Annotated in this window: 17 protein-coding genes; 7 read left to right on the top strand and 10 right to left on the bottom strand. The window is 72.2% G+C overall.

Annotated elements, in window-relative coordinates:
• Nucleotides 1-106 precede the first annotated feature (106 nt).
• Entirely contained in the window at nucleotides 107-709 is a 603-nt protein-coding gene (locus tag DFP74_RS18170; RefSeq protein ID WP_199725693.1) for a TetR/AcrR family transcriptional regulator, read from the top strand.
• Between the two features lie 22 nt (nucleotides 710-731).
• Here DFP74_RS18170 and DFP74_RS18165 read toward each other — a convergent pair whose 3' ends face one another.
• Nucleotides 732-1,391, bottom strand: a complete 660-nt coding sequence (locus DFP74_RS18165) for a response regulator transcription factor (protein WP_121183063.1) — start codon at nucleotides 1,389-1,391, stop codon at nucleotides 732-734.
• The gene (locus DFP74_RS18160; RefSeq protein ID WP_233571020.1) at nucleotides 1,388-2,632 is read right to left on the bottom strand and encodes a sensor histidine kinase; all 1,245 of its coding nucleotides are present in this window, start codon (nucleotides 2,630-2,632) and stop codon (nucleotides 1,388-1,390) included. Before DFP74_RS18160 ends, DFP74_RS18165 begins: the two co-directional genes overlap by 4 nt.
• A gap of 348 nt (nucleotides 2,633-2,980) precedes the next feature.
• On the opposite strand from DFP74_RS18160, the gene DFP74_RS18155 reads away from it, so the two are divergent.
• From DFP74_RS18155 to DFP74_RS18145, 3 genes are all read left to right on the top strand, one after another.
• On the top strand, nucleotides 2,981-3,745 hold the full coding sequence (locus DFP74_RS18155; protein WP_121183061.1) for an ABC transporter ATP-binding protein: 765 nt from the start codon (nucleotides 2,981-2,983) through the stop codon (nucleotides 3,743-3,745).
• Nucleotides 3,746-3,749: 4 nt separating this feature from the next.
• The gene (locus DFP74_RS18150) at nucleotides 3,750-6,464 is read left to right on the top strand and encodes an ABC transporter permease (protein WP_121183059.1); all 2,715 of its coding nucleotides are present in this window, start codon (nucleotides 3,750-3,752) and stop codon (nucleotides 6,462-6,464) included.
• 152 nt (nucleotides 6,465-6,616) lie between these two features.
• Entirely contained in the window at nucleotides 6,617-8,173 is a 1,557-nt protein-coding gene (locus tag DFP74_RS18145) for an MFS transporter (RefSeq protein WP_121188340.1), read from the top strand.
• Nucleotides 8,174-8,428: 255 nt separating this feature from the next.
• Here the strand turns inward: DFP74_RS18145 and DFP74_RS18140 are convergent, their stop codons facing one another.
• The 4 genes from DFP74_RS18140 to DFP74_RS18125 all read right to left on the bottom strand — a co-directional run bounded on the left by DFP74_RS18140 (nucleotide 8,429) and on the right by DFP74_RS18125 (nucleotide 10,850).
• Nucleotides 8,429-8,734, bottom strand: a complete 306-nt coding sequence (locus DFP74_RS18140) for a hypothetical protein (RefSeq protein ID WP_121183057.1) — start codon at nucleotides 8,732-8,734, stop codon at nucleotides 8,429-8,431.
• 77 nt (nucleotides 8,735-8,811) lie between these two features.
• Nucleotides 8,812-9,630 carry a polyprenol monophosphomannose synthase gene (locus DFP74_RS18135; protein ID WP_121183055.1) on the bottom strand — a complete coding sequence of 273 codons (819 nt, stop codon included), beginning with the start codon at nucleotides 9,628-9,630 and terminating at the stop codon, nucleotides 8,812-8,814.
• Nucleotides 9,631-9,804: 174 nt separating this feature from the next.
• Nucleotides 9,805-10,611 (bottom strand): DeoR/GlpR family DNA-binding transcription regulator, encoded by an 807-nt coding sequence (locus tag DFP74_RS18130; RefSeq protein WP_121183053.1) that lies wholly within the window; start codon nucleotides 10,609-10,611, stop codon nucleotides 9,805-9,807.
• A 59-nt stretch (nucleotides 10,612-10,670) separates the two neighbouring features.
• Nucleotides 10,671-10,850: a hypothetical protein gene (locus DFP74_RS18125; protein WP_121183051.1), complete on the bottom strand. Its 180-nt coding sequence runs from the start codon at nucleotides 10,848-10,850 to the stop codon at nucleotides 10,671-10,673.
• 102 nt (nucleotides 10,851-10,952) lie between these two features.
• On the opposite strand from DFP74_RS18125, the gene DFP74_RS18120 reads away from it, so the two are divergent.
• Complete coding sequence (locus DFP74_RS18120) at nucleotides 10,953-11,723, top strand: 4'-phosphopantetheinyl transferase superfamily protein (protein WP_121183049.1); 771 nt, start codon at nucleotides 10,953-10,955, stop codon at nucleotides 11,721-11,723.
• Nucleotides 11,724-11,749: 26 nt separating this feature from the next.
• Here DFP74_RS18120 and DFP74_RS18115 read toward each other — a convergent pair whose 3' ends face one another.
• The gene (locus tag DFP74_RS18115) at nucleotides 11,750-12,901 is read right to left on the bottom strand and encodes an acyl-CoA dehydrogenase family protein (RefSeq protein WP_121183047.1); all 1,152 of its coding nucleotides are present in this window, start codon (nucleotides 12,899-12,901) and stop codon (nucleotides 11,750-11,752) included.
• A gap of 226 nt (nucleotides 12,902-13,127) precedes the next feature.
• Here DFP74_RS18115 and DFP74_RS18110 point away from each other — a divergent pair, with 226 nt between their 5' ends.
• Entirely contained in the window at nucleotides 13,128-14,054 is a 927-nt protein-coding gene (locus DFP74_RS18110) for a LysR family transcriptional regulator (RefSeq protein ID WP_121183045.1), read from the top strand.
• Nucleotides 14,055-14,310: 256 nt separating this feature from the next.
• Nucleotides 14,311-15,636 (top strand): ABC transporter substrate-binding protein, encoded by a 1,326-nt coding sequence (locus tag DFP74_RS18105; protein WP_121183043.1) that lies wholly within the window; start codon nucleotides 14,311-14,313, stop codon nucleotides 15,634-15,636.
• 33 nt (nucleotides 15,637-15,669) lie between these two features.
• On the opposite strand, the gene DFP74_RS18100 is transcribed toward DFP74_RS18105, so the two are convergent.
• The 3 genes from DFP74_RS18100 to DFP74_RS18090 are packed head-to-tail and all read right to left on the bottom strand — an operon-like array spanning nucleotide 15,670 to nucleotide 18,844.
• A complete protein-coding gene (locus tag DFP74_RS18100; protein ID WP_121183041.1) occupies nucleotides 15,670-16,350 on the bottom strand; it encodes a TVP38/TMEM64 family protein in 681 nt (226 codons plus the stop codon).
• A 5-nt stretch (nucleotides 16,351-16,355) separates the two neighbouring features.
• Nucleotides 16,356-17,432: an AI-2E family transporter gene (locus DFP74_RS18095; protein WP_121183039.1), complete on the bottom strand. Its 1,077-nt coding sequence runs from the start codon at nucleotides 17,430-17,432 to the stop codon at nucleotides 16,356-16,358.
• On the bottom strand, nucleotides 17,429-18,844 hold the full coding sequence (locus DFP74_RS18090; RefSeq protein WP_370013399.1) for an ATP-binding protein: 1,416 nt from the start codon (nucleotides 18,842-18,844) through the stop codon (nucleotides 17,429-17,431). The genes DFP74_RS18095 and DFP74_RS18090 overlap by 4 nt, the downstream gene beginning before the upstream one ends.
• Nucleotides 18,845-18,884 lie beyond the last annotated feature (40 nt).

Below are 18,884 nucleotides of genomic sequence, written 5' to 3'. Positions count from 1 at the left end.
ACTTGAGAGTACACTCCTGGTTTTGATCGCGACAGGCCCGCTATCCTGGGGCCGCCCCGAGGGGCGCGACCGGCGACGAGCGGACGGGCGGTGCACAGGGCGCGTGGTGGACGAACGGACCGGACACGGACTGCGCGAGCGCAAGAAGGCCAGGACCCGGGACGGGATCCGGCGCCAGGCGCTCCGGCTCTTCCGCGAGCAGGGCTACCAGGCGACCACGATGGAGCAGATCGCCCGTGCCGCCGAGGTCGCGCCCAGCACGCTCTTCCGCTACTTCCCGACCAAGGACGACCTGGCGCGCCTGAGCGACTACCACGCCCTCGGCCCGCGCGTGGTGGAGCTGTTCGCGGCCCTGCCCCCCGACGGGGACGTCCTGGCGGACCTGCGCGCGGTGCTGCGGACGGCGGTGGCCGAACTGCCCGAGGACGAGCGCCGGGCGCGCGCCGAACGCGACGTGCTCATCGCCACCGTGCCGGAGCTGTGGTCGGCCAACCTCGGCCTGGTCGAGGAGGGGACCAGGGTCCTGCGCGACCTCCTCGCCCGCCGCTCGGGGCGCTCGACCCAGGACGCCGCCGTCCGGTCCCTGGCCGGGGCCGTCGTGGGCGTGTGCGTCCAGGCCCTGGCCGACTGCGCGGACCGCCCGGACACCGACCCCATGGAAGCCGTCGACGAGGCCCTCGGCGCCCTGCGCGCCGGACTGGAGCTGTGACCCGCTCCGCCGAAGCCGGACCTCAGGCCCATCCCGCGTCGTGGGCCAGGATCGCCGCCTGAACGCGGTTGGACATCCCCAACTTGGCGAGAATGCGGCTGACGTGCGCCTTCACCGTCGCCTCCCGCATGCCCAGGGCCCGGCCCGCCTCGGCGTTGGACCGCCCCTGCGCCACGGCGACCAACACCGCCCGCTCGCGTTCGCTCAGCACGGCCAGGCGCTCCCTGGCCTGTTCGCGCCCGGCCGCCGAACCGCCCTCGGCGGGCGCGGCGAACCGCTGGAGCATCCGCTTGGTGACACTCGGCGAGAGCATCGCGTGACCCTCGTGCACCGTGCGCACCGCGGAGATGAGGTCCCGGGGCGGCGTGTCCTTGAGCAGGAAGCCCACCGCTCCGGCGCGCAGCGCGTCGTGCACGTACTCGTCCAGGTCGAAGGTGGTGAGCAGGACCACTCGGGGCGCCCGTTCCAGCGCCGTGAGCCGCGCGGCGGCGGTAAGTCCGTCGGTCCCGGGCATGCGGATGTCGAGCAGGACGACGTCGGGGACGAGTTCCCGCGCCATGCGCACGGCCTCGGCGCCGTCACCGGCCTCGCCCACGACCTCGATGTCGGGGGCGGCGTCCAGGATCATCCTCAGCCCGGAGCGGACCAGGAGTTCGTCGTCGACCAGGAGCGTGCGGATCAACGCGGCCCTCGTTCCGTTCCGGTGTGGTGGTCGATGGGCACGATAGCGCTCAGGCGCCATCCCCCGTCGAAGCGGCGGCCCGAGGTCAGGGTGCCGCCGGCCAGGGCCACGCGCTCGTGCAGCCCCGTGAGCCCGAACCCGCTGACCGGCGGGGGCACGGACGGAGCGGTGGCGGGCCCGTTGGCCACCTCGACGGCCAGGCCGTCGGGCACCGTGCGCAGGTCCACCGTCACCTCCGCCCCGGGAGCGTGCTTGGCGGCGTTGGTCAGTCCCTCCTGCACCACCCGGAAGGCCGTGCGCTGGACCTGGGCGGGCAGGTCGGGGACCAGGCCGTCGCCGGTGCGCACCACCGTCATCCCGGCGCCGCGCCACTCCTCCACGAGCCGGTCCAGGTCCGCCAGCACCGGCTGCGGCGCGGTGGGCGCCGCGGCTCCGGTGTCGTCGCGCAGCACGCCCAGGATGCCGCGCAGCTCGGCCAGCGCCTCCCGGCCCGTCGTGCGGATCACCCCGGCCGCCTCGGCGGTGCGCTCGTCGGGCGCCGAGACCTCCAGGCCGCCCGCGTGCAGCACCATCAGGCTGACCCGGTGGGCGACCACGTCGTGCATCTCGCGGGCGATGCGGGTGCGTTCGGCCCCGATGGCGCGCTCCGCCATGAGGTGCTGTTCGCGTTCCAGGCGCTCGGCGCGCTCGTGCAGGCGGTCCACCAGCTGGCGCCGCGTCCCCACCCACAGGCCGACGGTCATGGGGACGACGAGGAAGATCGAGACGTTGACGAAGAGCGTGATCCCGGAGACGTCCAGTCCGATGCCCATCGCCAGGGTCATCAGTGCGAACCAGCCCGCCAGCAGGCGCCGGTCGTTGAAGTGGACCGCGTAGGAGTAGAGCGCGAACGCCGCCGGCACCAGGTCTCCGAAGGCGAGCAGCAGGACGCACGCCAGGCCGAGCAGCCACATGGGATGGCTGCGGCGCAGCAGAACGGTCACGCAGAACATCGCCGTGGGGATCAGCCCCAGGAAGAGGATGAGGGTGAGCGCGCTCGCCGCGTGGTGACGGGGCAGACTGGCCAGCAGGCCCTGGACGAGTCCCATCTGCGGCATGATCTGCAGGACGAGGACGAACGGCGCCAGACCCAGGGCGTAGCACCAGTCCGCGAAGCGCAGCCGCCGGCTCCACCACCATTCGGCGTTGTGGCGCCACAGCCCGCCGACCTCCCGCGCCTGACGCGCCATCCACTCCCTCATGCGCCGGATTCTATGGCCGCACCGGTGCGGGCCGGCTCGTTCTCACCGTGGCGCGCCACCCCCGGACGATCGTCGGCCCCGCCCGCGTCGTCGCAGTTCGGCGGGGCCTCCCGCCACCCGGCACGAGTGAGACCCCGTCGGCGACCCCCGACGAAAGTCGGTGCCTCCGCCAGACGAAGGAGTCCCGAACCCGGTCCGCACCATGCCTTTGGCCGAGGCGCGAATCGGCCCACGGGTGGACGCCGCGACCGTGGGTCGGCTCCTAGCGTGGAGGCACACCGAGACGGACACCGGTTCGACTCGGTCCCCACTTCTTCCGTTTCGTCGTCGTATCTGGAGTTGTCAGCCGTGACAGAGCCCATCGCCACGCCCGTCCCCACGGTCACCTCACCACCGGTGGTGGTCGCGCGGGGGCTCACCAAGACCTACGACACCGGAGCCAGCCAGGTGCACGCCCTGGCCGGGGTGGACGTGGATTTCCACCGCGGCGCCTACACCGCGATCATGGGCCCCTCCGGCTCGGGCAAGTCCACCCTCATGCACTGCCTGGCCGGACTGGACACCGCCACGTCCGGCACCGTCCACCTGGGCCGCACCCAGATCACCGGTCTGCGCGACGCGGAGCTGACCCAGCTGCGCCGCGACCGCATCGGCTTCATCTTCCAGTCGTTCAACCTGCTGCCGATGCTCACCGCCGAACAGAACATCCTGCTGCCCTCGCAGATCGCCAAGCGCGCGGTGGACCGCGAGCGCTTCGACCACATCATCGACGTGGTCGGCCTGCGCGACCGCCTGGACCACCTGCCCGCGAAGCTCTCCGGCGGCCAGCAGCAGCGCGTGGCCGTGGCCCGGGCCCTGCTCAACGCCCCCGAGGTGGTCTACGCCGACGAGCCGACCGGCAACCTGGACTCGCGGTCCGGCTCCGAGGTGCTGTCGTTCCTGCGCGACTCCGCCCGGGACCTGGACCAGACCATCGTCATGGTCACCCACGACCCCATCGCCGCCTCCTACGCCGACCGCGTCGTCTTCCTACGCGACGGCCGGCTGGTCGACGAGGTCACCGACCCCACCGCCGAGCTCGTCTCCGCGCGCCTGCTGAAGCTGGAGGCCTGAGCGCATGCTGCGCACCACACTCGCGGGACTGAGGCTGCACAAGTCCCGCTACGTCACCACGGTCCTGGCCATCCTGCTCGGCGTCATGTTCGTCACGGGCACCATGGTCTTCGCCGACACCCTCAACGCCAACTACGAGAAGTCCGTCATGGGCTCCGCGACCGCGGTCGACGCGATCGCGGTGGCGCCGGAGCAGGAGCCGGAGGACGTCGAGGAGGGCGCCGCGCCGCCGCGGCTCACCGAGGAGCAGCTGGACCACGTCCGGGCCCTGCCGGAGGTCGACCGGGCAGGCGGGATGGTCGCGGGGCAGGCCGTCCTGCTCGACGACGAGGGGCGCGCGTTCGGCACCGTGCCGCCCGCGGCCGTCAGCGTGGGCGAGGTGACCCGCTTCTCACCCGACGAGGGCGAGATGCCCGCCGACGGAACCGAGCTCGCACTGGCCACCTCCACCGCCGACCAGGCCGGGTTCGCCGTCGGCGACACGGTGACGGTCCTCGACTCCGAGATGGAGGAGCGGGACTTCACCGTCACCGGCCTGGTCGACTTCGGTGTGGACCGGAACTTCAGCTACATCGGCGCCATGATCCTGGACCCCGACACGGTCGAGGAGATGACCGGCGCCACCGGGTACATCGAGATCGACGCCCTGGCCGCCGAGGGCTTCACCGACGAACAGGCGGCCGAGGCCGTGGCGGGCGCCCTGGGTTCGGACGCCGAGGTCAGCACCGGTGAGGAGTTCGGCCTGGCGATGGCCGAGAGCTCGGGAGCCGACACGGAGATGCTCCGCATCGGCCTTTTGCTGTTCGCGTTCGTCGCGATGTTCGTCGCCGGGATCGTCATCTACAACACCTTCGCCATCCTCATCGCCCAGCGCCAGCGCGAACTGGCCCTGCTGCGCTGTGTGGGCGCCACCCGCGCCCAGGTCTTCCGATCGGTCCTGGCCGAGTCCGTGGTCGTGGGGCTGTTCGCCTCGGCCCTGGGCGTCCTGGCCGGTGTGGGCATCGGGATGGCCGGCGCGGCGTTCGGCGGACCGCTCATGGGGATGGACGCCGGCGTGCCGGTCGTCCTCACTCCCCTCGCGCTCCTGGCGGGCCTGGTCGTCGGCACCGTCGTGACGGTGTGCTCCGCGCTCGTCCCGGCCATGCGGGCCACCGGGGTGTCGCCGTTGGCGGCGCTGCGCACCAGCGCCACCGCCGCAGGCCTGGAGAAGGGCACCGGGCGCGTCCGGGTCGTGGTCGGCCTGCTGGCGTTCGCGGTCGCCGCCGCGCTGGTGGTGCTGACCCAGAGGGCGGACCCCAGTCAGACGGGTCCGATCATCGTGACCGCCTCGGCCGTGATCGCGTTCGTGGGCGTGGTCGTCCTGGGACCGCTGATCGTCCGCGGCTGCGTACGGCTCGTGGGCGTGCCGTTGCGCAGGGCGGGAGTGTCCAGCATGCTCGCCGTGGACAACTCCACGCGCAGCCCGCGCCGGGCGGCCACCGCGATGATCGCCCTGACCGTGGGCGCCACCCTGATCACGGGCTACTCGGTGGCCAGCGCGTCGATGGAAGCGTCGTTGACCCGCCAGTTGGACGAGCGGTTCCCCATCGACTACCAGATCAATCCGCAGTTCGCGGCGGAGCTCCTGCCGGAGGACGCCGAAGCGGCGGAGGGCACTGACGCGGACAGCGAGTCGCAGGAGGCGCCCGCCGAGGACGCGGAAGGGACGGAAGGGACCTCGCAGGAGGCGCCCGCCGAAGGTACGGAAGGAGCCGAGGGCACCGCGCCGGAGGCCGAGGAGGCGTCCGGCCTCGAGGACGGGCTGGCCGTGGTCCCCGCGTCGGTGCGCGAGTCCCTGGAGGCCTCCCCCGTCCTGGCGACGGTCATCGGCGAGCGCAGCGTCTACGTCGACCGGCCCGAGGGCATGCCCCTCCCCGTCTCGACCTACTCAGGCGCGCAGATGGGGACGGACCTGCCCGCCGACACCTCCGAGGGCGACATCGCCGACCTGGGACCCGGCAAGGTGGCCGTGTCCGAGAGCCACGCCGAGGGCGCCGGGGTCGGAGACACCTTCACCATCCCCGTGGAGGACGGCGAGGACCTGTCCCTGGAGGTCATCGCGGTCCTGGAGCCCATGAACTCCCTGTGGGGCGCGGTGCTCGACCAGCAGGACTACGCCGAGGCCTTCCCCGAGACGTCGGGGTACCAGGCCCTCATGGTGCGCGGCGCCGAGGACGCCGACGCCGCGGAGGTGCGCGACGCCGTCTACGAAGCGGTGGACGCACACCCGACCCTGCAGGTGATGTCGGTCGCCGAACTGCGCGGACAGATCTCCGACACGATGGACATCGCGTTCTACACCATCGCGGCGATGCTGGGCCTGGCCATCCTCATCGCGGTGTTCGGCATCTCCAACACCATGGCGCTGTCGGTGCTGGAACGTACCCGCGAGTCCGCCCTCCTGCGGGCGCTGGGGCTGGCCCGCGGCCAGTTGCGGCGAATGCTGAGTGTGGAGGCCGTGCTGCTGTGCCTGATCGGCGCGGGTGTCGGCATCGTGCTGGGGATGATCTTCGGCTGGGCCGCCGTGGACTCCGCACTGCCGAACACGGTGCTGTCCATCCCCGTGACCCAGATCGCGGTGTTCATCGTGATCGCCATCCTGGCCGGACTCCTCGCCTCGGTGCTGCCGGGCCGACGGGCCGCCGGGACCTCCATCACGGGCGCGCTCGCCAGCGAGTGACCCCCGGCCCACGGTGACGCGGCGCGGGCCCCTCCGGTCGGAGGGGCCCGCGCCGTACTGTGTGTCCGTACACCTTGGGGAGGTCCGCTGTGGGTACGACGACTCCGGTCTCGGCCGGCGAGGTGGCGTGGGGAACCCCCGCCGCCCGCTGGATGCTGACGGCGACGGTCCTGGGGTCGGGGATGGCCTTCCTGGACTCCACGGTCGTGACCGTGGCGCTGCCCGCCATCCGGTCCGACTTCGACACGGGACTGTCCGGGCTCCAGTGGATCGTCAACGGATACATGATCACGCTGTCGGCGCTGATCCTGCTCAGCGGATCGCTCTCGGACCGGTTCGGGCGCGTGCGCCTGTTCATGGCCGGGGTCGTGGTGTTCGCCCTGGCGTCGGTGCTGTGCACCTTCGCGCCCGCACTGGAGTGGTTGGTGGCGGGGCGCGTCGTCCAGGGGCTGGGCGGCGCGATGCTGACCCCGGGCAGTCTGGCGATCCTGCAGGCGGGGTTCCGCAAGGAGGACCGGGCCCGCGCGATCGGCGCCTGGTCGGGGCTGACCGGTGTCGCCGGGGCGGTGGGACCGTTCGTGGGCGGGTGGCTCGTACAGATCGGCGACTGGCGCCTGATCTTCCTCATCAACGTCCCGATGGCCGCGGCCGTGCTGCTCATCGCCTGGTTCAAGGTGCCCGAGTCGCGCGACGCCTCGGCCGACCAGGGCCTGGACTACGCGGGCGCCCTGCTCGGTGTGCTGGCGCTGGGCGGGATCACCTTCGCGCTGATCCAGTGGGGCGCGGTGGGCGCCACGCCGGCGGTGGTGGCCGCGGCCGTGGTCGGCGTGCTCGCCCTGGCGGCCTTCGTCCTGGCCGAGGCGCGCGGCCGGCACCCGATGCTGCCGCTGGGCATCTTCTCCTCGGTCTCCTTCAGCGTGACCAACGCGGCCACGATGCTGGTCTACGGGGCGCTGGGTCCGATGCTCTTCCTCCTCGTCATCTTCCTGCAGGAGGTGGGCGGGTACTCGCCCATCGCGGCGGGCGCGGCGTCACTGCCCATCACGGTCCTGATGCTGTTGCTGTCCGCGCGCTCGGGCAAGCTGGCGGCGCGGATCGGCCCGCGACCCCAGTTGCTGGTGGGTCCACTGCTGCTGGCCGGCGGTTTCCTGCTGCTGTCGCGGCTGGAGCCGGACGCCCCCTACCTGACCGGTGTCCTGCCGGGCGTGCTGCTGGTGGCGCTGGGACTGGCGTCGGCGGTGGCCCCGCTGACCGCGACCGTCCTGGCCTCGGCTCCCGAACGGCACGCGGGTCTGGCCTCGGGGGTCAACAACACCTTCGCGCGCGGCGCGCAGCTGATCGGGGTGGCCGCCGTGCCGGTGGCGGCGGGCATCGGCGGCGGCGGTGAGGGCGCGGACGACTCGGCGGGCGCGGCGGCGATCGCACAGGGCTTCGGCCCGGCGATGCTGATCCTGGCGGGGATGTGCGCCCTGGCCGCGTTGTGCGCCCTGGCCGCGTTGTGCGCCCTGGCGCTGCCGCGACGGCCCGCGGTGCGGGCGGAGCGCGGCATGCGCGAGCGCGAGGAGTCGGGGCGGGGTAGGGACGCGGCGGACGAGGCGGTCGCACCCGAGGCGCCCACGCCGCCGTCCCGGTTCTGCGGGGCGACGGAGCCGCCGTGGCAGACCTGCCCCGGGTCCAGCGCCGGGACCGACCGGGACACCCCCGGCTAGGGCGTGTTTTTCTGCAGGCTTTCGGGTGAGCTCGCGGTCGTCAGGTCGTCTCTCGCACGACGATGTGCGACGTTCAGCCTGGTGGTGCTTGACGAGCGCAGAGGTGCCGCGAGAGGCGGTCCTGACGGCCGCGAGCCCGGAATGCTGCAAAAAACACGGCCTAGGTGCACCGGCCGTGGAGGCCGGCCAGGACATGGCGCGGTAGGCGTCCGTCGTCCTCGGCACGGCCCTGGGGCCGTACCGCGCGGTCCCGGCCTACACGTCCTCGGAACGGTCCTCAGGAGCGGACTCGGACTCGGACTCGGACTCGGACTCGGACACGATGCTCACCGCCTGCTCTTCGGCGCTGCGTTCGGCGCCCCAGCGCTGATGGGGCACGACGTCCGAGCGCTCGGCGCGTACCCCGGCGTTGATGCCCAGCGCACCGCGGCTGTCGTCGTCCTCGAAGTCGTAGCCGAGAATGTTGAAATCGGCGTCGATGGAGCGCTCGCTGCCGGCGATGTCGCTCTCCTGGGGGTCGTCCCCCATGTCGGTATCGACGTCGTAGGGTCCTTCGCTCACAGTGTCCCCCTCCTTACCCCGATGCTCCGATGATCGCAGGTGATGGGGGACATGTCAGCCTCGTGCCGCCGCCCGGTTCAGGGGCGGCGCTGTTCGGCGCGGCGCAGACGCAGGGGACGCAGGGCGGCCTCCAGGGCCACGGCGCCGTCGAGTTTGCTCTCGCCCTCCACACGGTCCTCGAAGTGGATGGGGATCTCCATCATCTTCTGGCCGCGGCGGAAGGCCCGGTAGTGCATCTCCACCTGGAAGGCGTAGCCGGTGCTCTCGATGCCGGGCAGGTCCAGCACGCGCAGCGCCGAGGCACGCCAGATCTTGAACCCTGCGGTGACGTCGCGCACGGGCATGGACAGGAGGGTCTTGACGTAGGTGTTGGCCCATCCGCTGAGCAGTCGGCGGCTCACCCCCCAGCGCTCGGACAGGCTGCCGCCGGCGACGTACCGGCTGCCGATCACCACATCGGCGTTGGTGGAGTGCAGGGTGCCCAGCAGCTGGGGCACGTAGCCGACCGGATGGCTCAGGTCGGCGTCCATCTGGACCACGAACTCGGCGCCCTCGTCCAGCGCGTGCGTCATGCCCGCCACGTAGGCGCGGCCCAGGCCGTCCTTGGTGGTGCGGTGGACCACGCTGATCCGGCCCCGGTGCTCGACGGCGAGCTTGTCGGCGATCTCGCCGGTGCCGTCCGGCGAGTTGTCGTCGACCACCACGATCCGCAGTTCCGGCAGGTCCAGCGCCATCAGCTGACCGACCAGGCGCGGCAGGTTGGCCGCCTCGTCGTAGGTGGGGACCACGACCGTCAGCCGCGACCGCGACCAGGGAGAGGGCAGGGCCACGGGCGACGGGGTCACGTGGACCGGCGCGGACGGTGACCGCTCCGGGGGCGTCGGCTGGGAGGGCATGCGCGGTGACTCCTGGGTGGGGACGGCAAAAGGACACTGAGTCGCATAACACCCATTGCGCACCAATCGCGCAAGGGGCGTGAACGGTAGGGTACGCGGTCCCCCGCACCCGGCACGAGGCGAACGCCTCGCCGCACGCGGCCGGAACCGGCCGTACCCCCGACCGCGCCCACGTCACTGCCCCCGCGCGTCCATGACGACGGCGACGTGCACGAGGGCGCCGGTCTCCTCCAGGGTCATCAGGACCTCGGGGTCGGCACGGTTGTCCGTGACCAGGTGGGCGATCATCTCCGGGGCGACCGTGGGGACCATGGTGTCCGCGCCGATCTTGGTGTGGTCGGCCAGCACGATGACCTCCTCGGCGCAGGCGGCCAGGGCGCGGTCGACACTGGCCACCGCGGGGTTGGGCGTGCTCAGGCCGCGGTCGGCGCTGACCCCGTTGCCGGTCAGGAAGGCCCGGTTGACGCGCAGCCCGTCGAGGAACTGCTCGGCCGCGCCCCCCACCAGTGCCCTGATGGGGCCGTGCAGGGTCCCGCCGGTCATCACGACCTCCACGCCTGCGGCGTTGAGCAGGGCGTCGGCCACGCGCAGGGAGTTGGTGACCACGGTCAGGTCGGTGTGCGAGGCGAGTTCCCGGGCGAAGGCCTCGGCGGTGCTGCCGGGGCCGATCGTGATCGCGTCGCCCGGGCGGACCAGCCGGGCGGCGGAGGCGGCGATGGCCGCCTTCTCCGCCGCGCACTGCTCACTCTTGCCGGCGTAGCTCTGTTCGTGCCCGATCCGGCCCGGCAGCGCGGCGCCGCCCCGGCGGCGGTCGACCAGACCCTCGGCCTCCAGGGCGCGCACGTCGCGGCGGACGGTCACCTCCGAGGCCCGGACCTTGAGCGCGATGTCACGCAGGGACATGGTCCCGTTGGCGCGGACCAGCTCCAGGATGCGTTCCCGGCGTTCGGCGGCGAACGCCGGACGGTTCTCCTCGGCCATAGACGCGGCTCACTTTCACCCGTGCTCGAAGCGGTGGGCACGGGTCGTCCCGCCCCACTTCAGAGTACGGGCCGGTCCTCCCGGTCCGCTGTCCCGGCGTCGGTGGTCTCAGGGTCCGCGGCCCCAGGGGCGGCGGGGGCTGTTGGGGGCTTCTCCATCAGAAGGGTGACGATCACGACGAGCGTGAGGGCGACCAGTCCGATGAGGGCACCGGCTCCGAAGAGCATGACGACTGACATACGGGCCTCCCGAGGGATGGGCTGACCTGCCAATAACCGAATTCCCGGTTTAGCTTGGCCTCAACCCACCGAACACCCGGAAGATGCGGCGAGAATGGGGGCATGACGGTCGACTCCGCACCCCTGGCGCCCACGGTCTGGTGGGCCCGCACCTCCGACGCCGACTCCGCTCTCCTGCGCCTGCTCGACGAGGGCGAGCGGACCCGCAACGCCCGGTTCCGCCGACAGGCCGACCGCGACCGGCACCTGCTGGGCCGCGCCCTGGCCCGTCTGGCTCTGGCCGACCTCGCCGGCTGCCCTCCGGAGAAGGTCACCTTCGACCTGCGCTGCCGCTCCTGCGAGGACAAGGAGCGCGCCGGGGCACGCGCCGGCGACGAGGAGCCCCACGGCAAGCCGCACCCCTCGGGACCGGCCCAGGGCCTGGAGATCTCCGTGAGCCACTCCGGCGACTGGGTCGCGCTGGCCGTGAGCGAGGGGCCCGCGGTCGGCATCGACGTCGAGGGCGTCTCCGTGACGCGCGACGTCGAGGGGCTGGCCGACTACACGCTGGCCGACGTCGAACGCCAGGCCTGGCTGCGCCTGCCCGCCGTGGAGCGGGCGGTGGCGTTCTTCGGCTACTGGGCGCGCAAGGAGGCCCTGCTCAAGGCCACCGGGCTGGGGTTGTCGGGCGGTCTGCGCCGGGTGGCCGTCTCCCCGCCGCACGCCCCGGCGCGCCTGCTGGCCTGGGAGGGCGGAGGGGGCCCGGACGCGGTATGGCTGTCCGACCTGGACCGGGGCACGGACTACCGCTCGGCCCTGGCGGTGCTGACCGACCGGCCGGTGGAGGCGGTCGTGCGCGCTCCGGAGGACACCACCGCCCTGCTCCGCTCCTAGACCGGCGCCCTGCTCCCCCCGCCGGCTCAGGAACGGGCGAGGTGGCGGCTGATCACCATCCGCTGCACCTGGTTGGTGCCCTCGACGATCTGCAACACCTTGGCCTCGCGCATGTACCGCTCCACGGGGAAGTCCCGTGTGTAGCCGTAGCCGCCGAACACCTGCACGGCGTCGGTGGTGACGCGCATGGCCGTGTCGGTGGCCATGAGCTTGGCCATCGCGGCACGCTCGCCGAAGGGACGCCCGGCGTCGCGCAGGCGGGCGGCGGACAGGTACAGCTCACGCGAGGCGGCGACCTGGGTGGCCATGTCGGCCAGCAGGAAGCCCACACCCTGGAAGTCGCCGATGGCCCGGCCGAACTGGTGGCGTTCGCGCGAGTAGGACACGGCCGCGTCCAGGGCCGCCTGGGCCAGGCCGACGGCGCAGGCCGCGATGCCCAGACGGCCGGAGTCCAGGGCGGCCAGCGCGATGCCGAAGCCCTGGCCCCGCGGTCCGATGAGTGCCCGCTCGTCGACCTCGACGTCGTCGAACAGCACGCCGGCGGTGGGCGAGGAGTTCATCCCCATCTTGTGCTCGGGGGCCGCCGCGCTCACGCCGGGGGTGTCGGCGGGCACGTGGAAGCAGCTGATGCCGCGGGCACCGGATCCGGGCTCGCCCGTGCGCGCGAAGAGCGTGTAGTGGTCGGCGTGGCCCCCGTGGGTGATCCAGGCCTTGGCGCCGTTGATCCGGTAGCCCTGCCCGGTGTGCTCGGCCCGGGTCGTCAGGGCGGCCGCGTCGGACCCGGAGGAGGACTCCGACAGGCAGTAGGCGCCGAGGCGGTCGCCGCCGAGCATGTCGGGCAGGTGGGCGGCCCGCTGCTCGTCGGTGCCGAAGGCGGCCATCGGATAGCAGGACAGGGTGTGCACGCTCACGCCCAGCCCGACCGCGAGCCAGCCGCGGGCCAGCTCCTCCACGACCTGGAGATAGACCTCGTAGGGCTGGTCCCCGCCGCCGTGGTCGGAGGAGTAGGGCAGCCCGAGCAGGCCGGTCTCGCCCAGGGTCGCGAAGACCTCGCGGGGGAAGACGGCGTTCTCCTCGTCGCCGGCCGCGCGCGGCAGGAGCTCCTTGTCGACGATCTCCCTGGTCAGCTCGAGCAGCTGCTCGGCCTCCGGAGTGTGCAGCATGCGTTCGACCGCCATGAACCTCTCCCAGCGTGCGCGCGGACCCACCCACGACCGAATTTAGTAGGTCGTCCAACTATATGGTGACGAACGGCACCTTATCTCACCAAGCGAGACAGCGGAACGGCCGAGCCCTCGACACCGGGGTCCGCCGCACCCGGTATCACTGGACGAAGCGCACCGGGACACCCGCACAGGGCGTACGTCTGTACATGCACCCCCTCGGCGTCCTAGATTCCCTCGCATGGACCTCGAACTCCGCCACCTGCGCACCCTCTGCCTCCTGGCCGACACCGGCAGCGTGACCAGAGCGGCCGCCGCGCTCTCCACGTCCCAGCCGGCACTGACCACGCAGTTGCAGCGGATCGAACGCGAGGTCGGCGGGCCGCTGTTCCACCGCGGCCGATCGGGCGTCAAACCCACGGAGCTGGGAGAGTTCGTCCTGGTCAGAGCCCGCTCCGTCCTGCTGTCCATGGACGACCTGGTGAACGACATCACCGCGCGCGGCTCCTCGCCCTCCACACTGCGCATCGGCGGCGTGGGGTCCCTGGCACTGGAGTTGTCGGCGCGGATGCCGGAGGTCGTCCCGCACGTGCCGGTCCAGGTCCGCACGGAGTACTCCCCCAAGCTGGTCACCGACCTGGTCCGCGCCGGCCGGCTGGACGCCGGGACGACGATCGACTACGCGGACCGCGACCCCTCCACGGACGGCCCGCTGGCCTGGGCGATGCTGGCCGTGGAACCGCTCCACGTGGCCCTGTGGGCCGACCATCCCGCGGCGGACTCCCCCGTCGTCCGGCTCGCCGACCTCGCCGACAGCCCGTGGGCTCTCACGCCCACGGACGGCGCGGGCTGGCCCGACTGCTTCTACCTCGCCTGCCAGCGCTCGGGATTCACCCCACACGTGCCCTTCCGGCTCTACGAGCGCTCCGAGATCCGCGACCTCATCGCCGACCGCCGGGCGATCGCGCCCTGCCAGTCGAACTTCGAGACCGGTGCCGACGTCGTGATCCGCCCGCTCGCCGGCGCCCCGATCCAACTGCGCCACCTCCTGGTCTGGCGCCGCGACGGCGCCGTGCACCAGTACGCCGACCAGATCGCCCGTGTGGCCCGCCAGATCCTGGACCGCGGGCCCCGTGACACCAGCGCACCGGTCGCCCCGCCGGCCTGAACCGCCCTGGTCCCGCGGCGTACCGGACCGCCGCACTCGCCCCCTCGAGTCAACGTTGTCCCGGCTCCGCACCACGTCAGGAGGCCGGCGCGTCCCGCGCGTAGTGGCAGTGGCCCACGGCACACGTTTACTACTCACTGGTAAGGTACCGACCAGTAGGTGTGCTCCCGCGACCCCAGGGTTCACCTCTCGCCATCCCCCCGGGGGTCCGCTCCCCGCTCAAGCGGACACAGCACTACAGGTTCAGGACACCACCATGCGATCACTGAAGGCATGCGCCTCCGCGCTCACCGTCGCACTCCTCGTCTCCTCCTGCTCCGGCGGCGCGAACGACGACGCGCCCGAGGCCATGGCGAACGACACCATGGGCGTCACCGACGACACCGTCGTCATCGGGACCCACCAACCACTCACCGGGTCCGCCGCCCCAGGCTTCCGACACGTGTCCACGGGTGCCCGGGCGGTCTTCGACTACATCAACGACAACGGCGGCATCCACGGGCGCCGGATCGACTACCAGGTGCAGGACGACGGGTTCGACCCCGCGCGCACCGCCGAGGCCACCCGGGTCCTGATGGAGGACCACGAGATCTTCGCGATGCTCGGCGGACTCGGCACCCCCACGCACGAGGCGGTCATCGCCGACCTCAACGAGGCGGGCGTGCCCGACCTCTTCGTCTCCTCCGGCGCGCTGGCGTGGGACCAGCCCGAGGAGTACCCCTACAGCTACGGGTTCCAGGTCGACTACACCAAGGAAGCCAAGATCCAGGGCCACTTCCTCGCCGAGAACTTCGCCGGCGAGGACGTCGCCCTGCTCTACCAGAACGACGACGTGGGCCCCTCCTCGCACGCCGGCATCGAGCAGTACCTCACCGAGGAGATCGTGGCCTGGGAGTCCTACGACCCCGGCGTGCCCGAACTGGGCGGACAGATCGCCGAGATGAAGGCCAGCGGCGCCGATGTCGCCGTCTGCTACTGCATCCCCGCCTTCCTCGCCCAGGCGGTCATGGAGGCGGCCGCGGTCGGCTATGAGCCCCAGTGGATCGCGCCCAGCTTCGGCGGCGACGTCCTGATCGCCGGCGAGCTCATCGAGCAGTTCTCCGAGGACACCCCGGCCGAGGACATCCCGTCCGAGGCCTTCCTCGACGGGCTCATCATCACGTCGTTCCTGCCCCCGGTCGCCCAGCCCGACGACCCGTGGACCGCGTTCTTCCGCGAGATCCACGAGGAGTACAACGAGGACACGCCCTTCACCGACACCACGGTGTACGGCATGGCGCAGGCCGTGCTGTTCGCCCAGGTCCTGATGGAGACCGGCCCCGACCTGACCCGGCAGTCGCTCATCGACACCCTCCACTCGCGCGAGTGGACGGGACCCGGCCTGGTGCCCTTCCAGGCGACCGAGAACGACCACAGCGGCTACTCCGGGGTCATGGTGATGCAGCACCACGCGGGCGAGGAACTGGAGATCCTCCAGGAGCCGATGGCCACCGACAGCGACGGCGGCGAGATCCTGCCCTTCGAGCTGGACCGGCCCGACCCCGACGAGGTCGCGCTCTTCGACGGAGCGGGCACGGAGTAGGGGCGCGACCGAAGCGGCCCCGGTGGGCGGGTCTCAGGCGCCCGCCCGCCGCTGCGTGGAGGCAGCGCGCGATCGCAGCCACCACACCACCGCGATCCCCACCGCGAGCACGGTCCCGCCCACCGCCACCGGCACACCCACGTCCGCTCCCCCGGCCCCGACCAGCACCAGCGCCGTCGTCGCCGGGATCCCGCCCAGGAACGTGCCGAGGGCGAAGGGCAGCGCGCCCGCCCGTGTCAGGCCGAAGCCGTAGTTGACCGCCTGGTAGGGGACCACGGGCACCAGTCGCAGCTGCACCACCGCCACCAGGGCGCGGCGGCCCGTCAGGCCCTCCAGCCACTCCACGACGCCCGACGGCAGCCGCCGGGCGATCGCCTCGCTCGCCGCGTAGCGCGCCACCGAGAACTGGACCAGCGCTGCGACCACCCCGCCGACCAGAGCCAGCAGCACACCGGGCACGAGCCCGAACAACAATCCGGCCGCGGCGTTGAGCAGCGGCCGGGGCACCAGCGCGAACACGGCCGGCACGTAGGCGCCGAGGTAGACCGCCGCCCCCGCGGGCCCCGCGGCGCCGACCCAGGCCCGGACCGCGTCCGCGTCGGGCCCGTAGCGCCAGGCCGCCACCAGGGCCACCACCCACACGACGACCACGGCGATCCGGGCCACCCGTCCCCCGAGCGCCCCTCGCGCCCTCTCCCCCACGAGCTCGTCCATCCGGTTCAGCGACGATCCAGGCGCGGGAAGACGACCTTGGTGAGCACGATCGTCAGGGCGGCCGCGGTGGGGATGGCCAGCAGTGCGCCGACCAGGCCCATCAGCGTGCCGCCGACCAGGGCGGCGGTGATGTTGGCGGTCGGGCTGACGTCCACCGCCTGGCGCATCACGCGCGGCGAGACGACGTAGCTCTCGATCTGCTGCCACACGAGGAAGAACACCAGGCTCGCCAGTCCGAGCCACGGATCGTTGACGGCCACCACCAGCGACGCGGCCAGCGCCCCGATCGTGGTCCCCACCAGCGGAATGAGCGCGGTCACGCCCACGACCAGGGCCAGCGTGAGGGCGTAGGCGGAGCCGATCGCCCAGATGAACAGGAAGGCGACCGTCCCGCTGATCGCGGCCACGATGAGCTGGCCCGCGATGAAGGCCCCGATGCGCTGGACGATCTCGTCGCCGATCTCGCGGACCCCGTCGCGGTTGGAGCGCGGCACGAGCCGGTAGATGAGGTCGAGGATGCCGTGCAGGGACGCCATGAAGAACAGGGTCAGGATCAGGACGGTGAAGGTGGCGAACAGCGAGTTGAACACCACCTGGCCCACGCCCACCAGCCCGCCGAAGAGCTGCGAACCGAAGTCGGCGTCGGTGAGGGCCGCCTGGATCCGGTCCAGGATGTCGTAGCGCTGCTCCAGGTCGGCGAAGAACGGGGTGTTCTGGAGCTGCCCGAGGGTCTGCGGCAGGTGGGTGACGAAGGTCGTCACCTGTGCGGTCAGCGGCGGGACGATCGCCCACACGAACACCACGGCGAAGAGGACCAGGGCCAGGCACATGGCGAGGATCGCCGCCCACCTCGGCATGCGCAGCCGGCGGCGCAGCCCCTCCACGGCCGGGTTCAACCCGACCGCGAGGAACAGGGCGACCAGGATGTACACCAGGACCGCCCGTACCTCGATCAGCGCCTCGACCAGGATCCAGGCGCTGAGCACGCCCAGGGCGCCCACGAAACCGAAGAGGAAGTAGTTGGGCCGGCGGGGCGGGCTCTCCCCCGTGGACAGTGCCAGCGGACCCGTGCCCCGTTTCACGTCGCCGTCCGGGCGGCGTCGGGGATCCTCAGGGTGAACATCGCACCTCCGAGCAGGTCACTGTGTCCGGCCACGAGCGTACCGCCATGGGTCGTCGCGATCTCGCGGGAGATGGCCAGTCCCAGACCGCTGCCGCCCGGGTCCCGCTCACGCGACTCGCTCAGGCGCGCGAAGCGCTCGAAGACCCGTTCGCGGTCCTTCTCGGGGATGCCGGACCCGTCGTCGTGCACCTCCAGCACCGCCTCGGAGCCCTCACGGTGGACGAACACGTCCACGCGCGAGCACGCGTGCCGTTCGGCGTTGGCGACCAGGTTGGTCAGGACCCGGACCAGCTGGAGCCGGTTGCCGCGCACCCACACCGGGTCCGGGGCGTGCACCCGCGGCGCCACGCGCACGCGCATGCCCGCGCACTCGGCCGACACCAGGGCCGCCAGGTCCACGCGTGCGCGCTCCCGGCTCGCCGAGGTGTCCAGACGGGCGAGTTCGAGCAGGTCGGCGACGATGTGCTCCAGGCGTTCGGTGTCGGCGAGCAGGCTCGCCAGCAGGAGTTCGCGCGCATGGGGGTCGGGCTCCGGCTCGGAGAGCTCGACCTCCAGTTTGGTGTGCATCCCGGTGATGGGGCTGCGCAGTTCGTGGGAGGCGTCGGAGACGAACCGGCGCTGGCGGATGACGGCCTCCTCCAGGCGGTCCAGGCCCGCGTTGGCCGTCCGGGCGAGTTCGGAGATCTCGTCCTGGGTGCAGGGGACGGAGATCCGGCCGTGCAGCCCGGACCTGCTGATCCGGTGGATCTCCTCGGTGATCTCCGCCACCGGCCGCAGAGCGCGGCCGACACCGAACCAGATGATGGCCCCGGTGCACCCGAGCAGGGCCAGGCCCAGACCCACGAACGCCACCTCCGGGAGCAGGGTGTCGAAGACGGCCGGGGGACGCACGCCCGCCAGGACCAGCACGTCGCCGTAGGCGGTGTCGTCGATCTCGTAGCCGACGACCATGACGCACTCGCCCTGCCCGGCACCGATCGCGGCCCCGCAGGCCATCGTGTCCAACCGGAAGTCGGGATCGGCCTCGTCGTCCTCGGCCATCGCGGGCATCCCGCGCAGGGCGTCGCTGGCGGCCAGGACCTCCCCGGTCCCGCGCTCGACGATCTGGAGGCGCAGGACCAGGCCGTCGGTGGGGATGGCGCCCGGGTAGCGCTCGTGCAGGACCTCGTCGGCGACCAGCCGGGCCGCCTCGGCGGCGTCGTCGCGCAGCTCCATGACCAGGGTTCGGTGGACGAGGATGATGGTCAGCACGACCCCGAAGGCGAGCGCGACCGCCATGGCGGTGACCGCGCCGAAGGTCACCCGGGCGCGGATCGACCGGGGGCGCAGCCCCCTCCCAGACCTCCTGAGTGCACCGATCCGCTCCGACACCCGCCCATTGTCACCCAGAGCGCACAGGAAACGACGAACG

Source organism: Nocardiopsis sp. Huas11, from assembly GCF_003634495.1.
Taxonomy (GTDB): Bacteria; Actinomycetota; Actinomycetes; order Streptosporangiales; family Streptosporangiaceae; genus Nocardiopsis.
Note: the sequence above shows the minus strand (reverse complement) of the source record. Positions and strands in the feature narration are given on the sequence as shown.

What these genes read in the sequence shown, in the direction of transcription:
- DFP74_RS18150 (WP_121183059.1), top strand. Translation starts at nt 3,750, where the DNA reads ATGCTGCGCACCACACTCGCGGGACTGAGGCTGCACAAGTCCCGCTAC.
- DFP74_RS18125 (WP_121183051.1), bottom strand. Translation starts at nt 10,850, where the DNA reads ATGTCAGTCGTCATGCTCTTCGGAGCCGGTGCCCTCATCGGACTGGTC.
- DFP74_RS18145 (WP_121188340.1), top strand. Translation starts at nt 6,617, where the DNA reads ATGCTGACGGCGACGGTCCTGGGGTCGGGGATGGCCTTCCTGGACTCC.
- DFP74_RS18160 (WP_233571020.1), bottom strand. Translation starts at nt 2,632, where the DNA reads ATGAGGGAGTGGATGGCGCGTCAGGCGCGGGAGGTCGGCGGGCTGTGG.
- DFP74_RS18115 (WP_121183047.1), bottom strand. Translation starts at nt 12,901, where the DNA reads ATGGCGGTCGAACGCATGCTGCACACTCCGGAGGCCGAGCAGCTGCTC.
- DFP74_RS18130 (WP_121183053.1), bottom strand. Translation starts at nt 10,611, where the DNA reads ATGGCCGAGGAGAACCGTCCGGCGTTCGCCGCCGAACGCCGGGAACGC.
- DFP74_RS18110 (WP_121183045.1), top strand. Translation starts at nt 13,128, where the DNA reads ATGGACCTCGAACTCCGCCACCTGCGCACCCTCTGCCTCCTGGCCGAC.
- DFP74_RS18135 (WP_121183055.1), bottom strand. Translation starts at nt 9,630, where the DNA reads ATGCCCTCCCAGCCGACGCCCCCGGAGCGGTCACCGTCCGCGCCGGTC.
- DFP74_RS18120 (WP_121183049.1), top strand. Translation starts at nt 10,953, where the DNA reads ATGACGGTCGACTCCGCACCCCTGGCGCCCACGGTCTGGTGGGCCCGC.
- DFP74_RS18105 (WP_121183043.1), top strand. Translation starts at nt 14,311, where the DNA reads ATGCGATCACTGAAGGCATGCGCCTCCGCGCTCACCGTCGCACTCCTC.
- DFP74_RS18100 (WP_121183041.1), bottom strand. Translation starts at nt 16,350, where the DNA reads ATGGACGAGCTCGTGGGGGAGAGGGCGCGAGGGGCGCTCGGGGGACGG.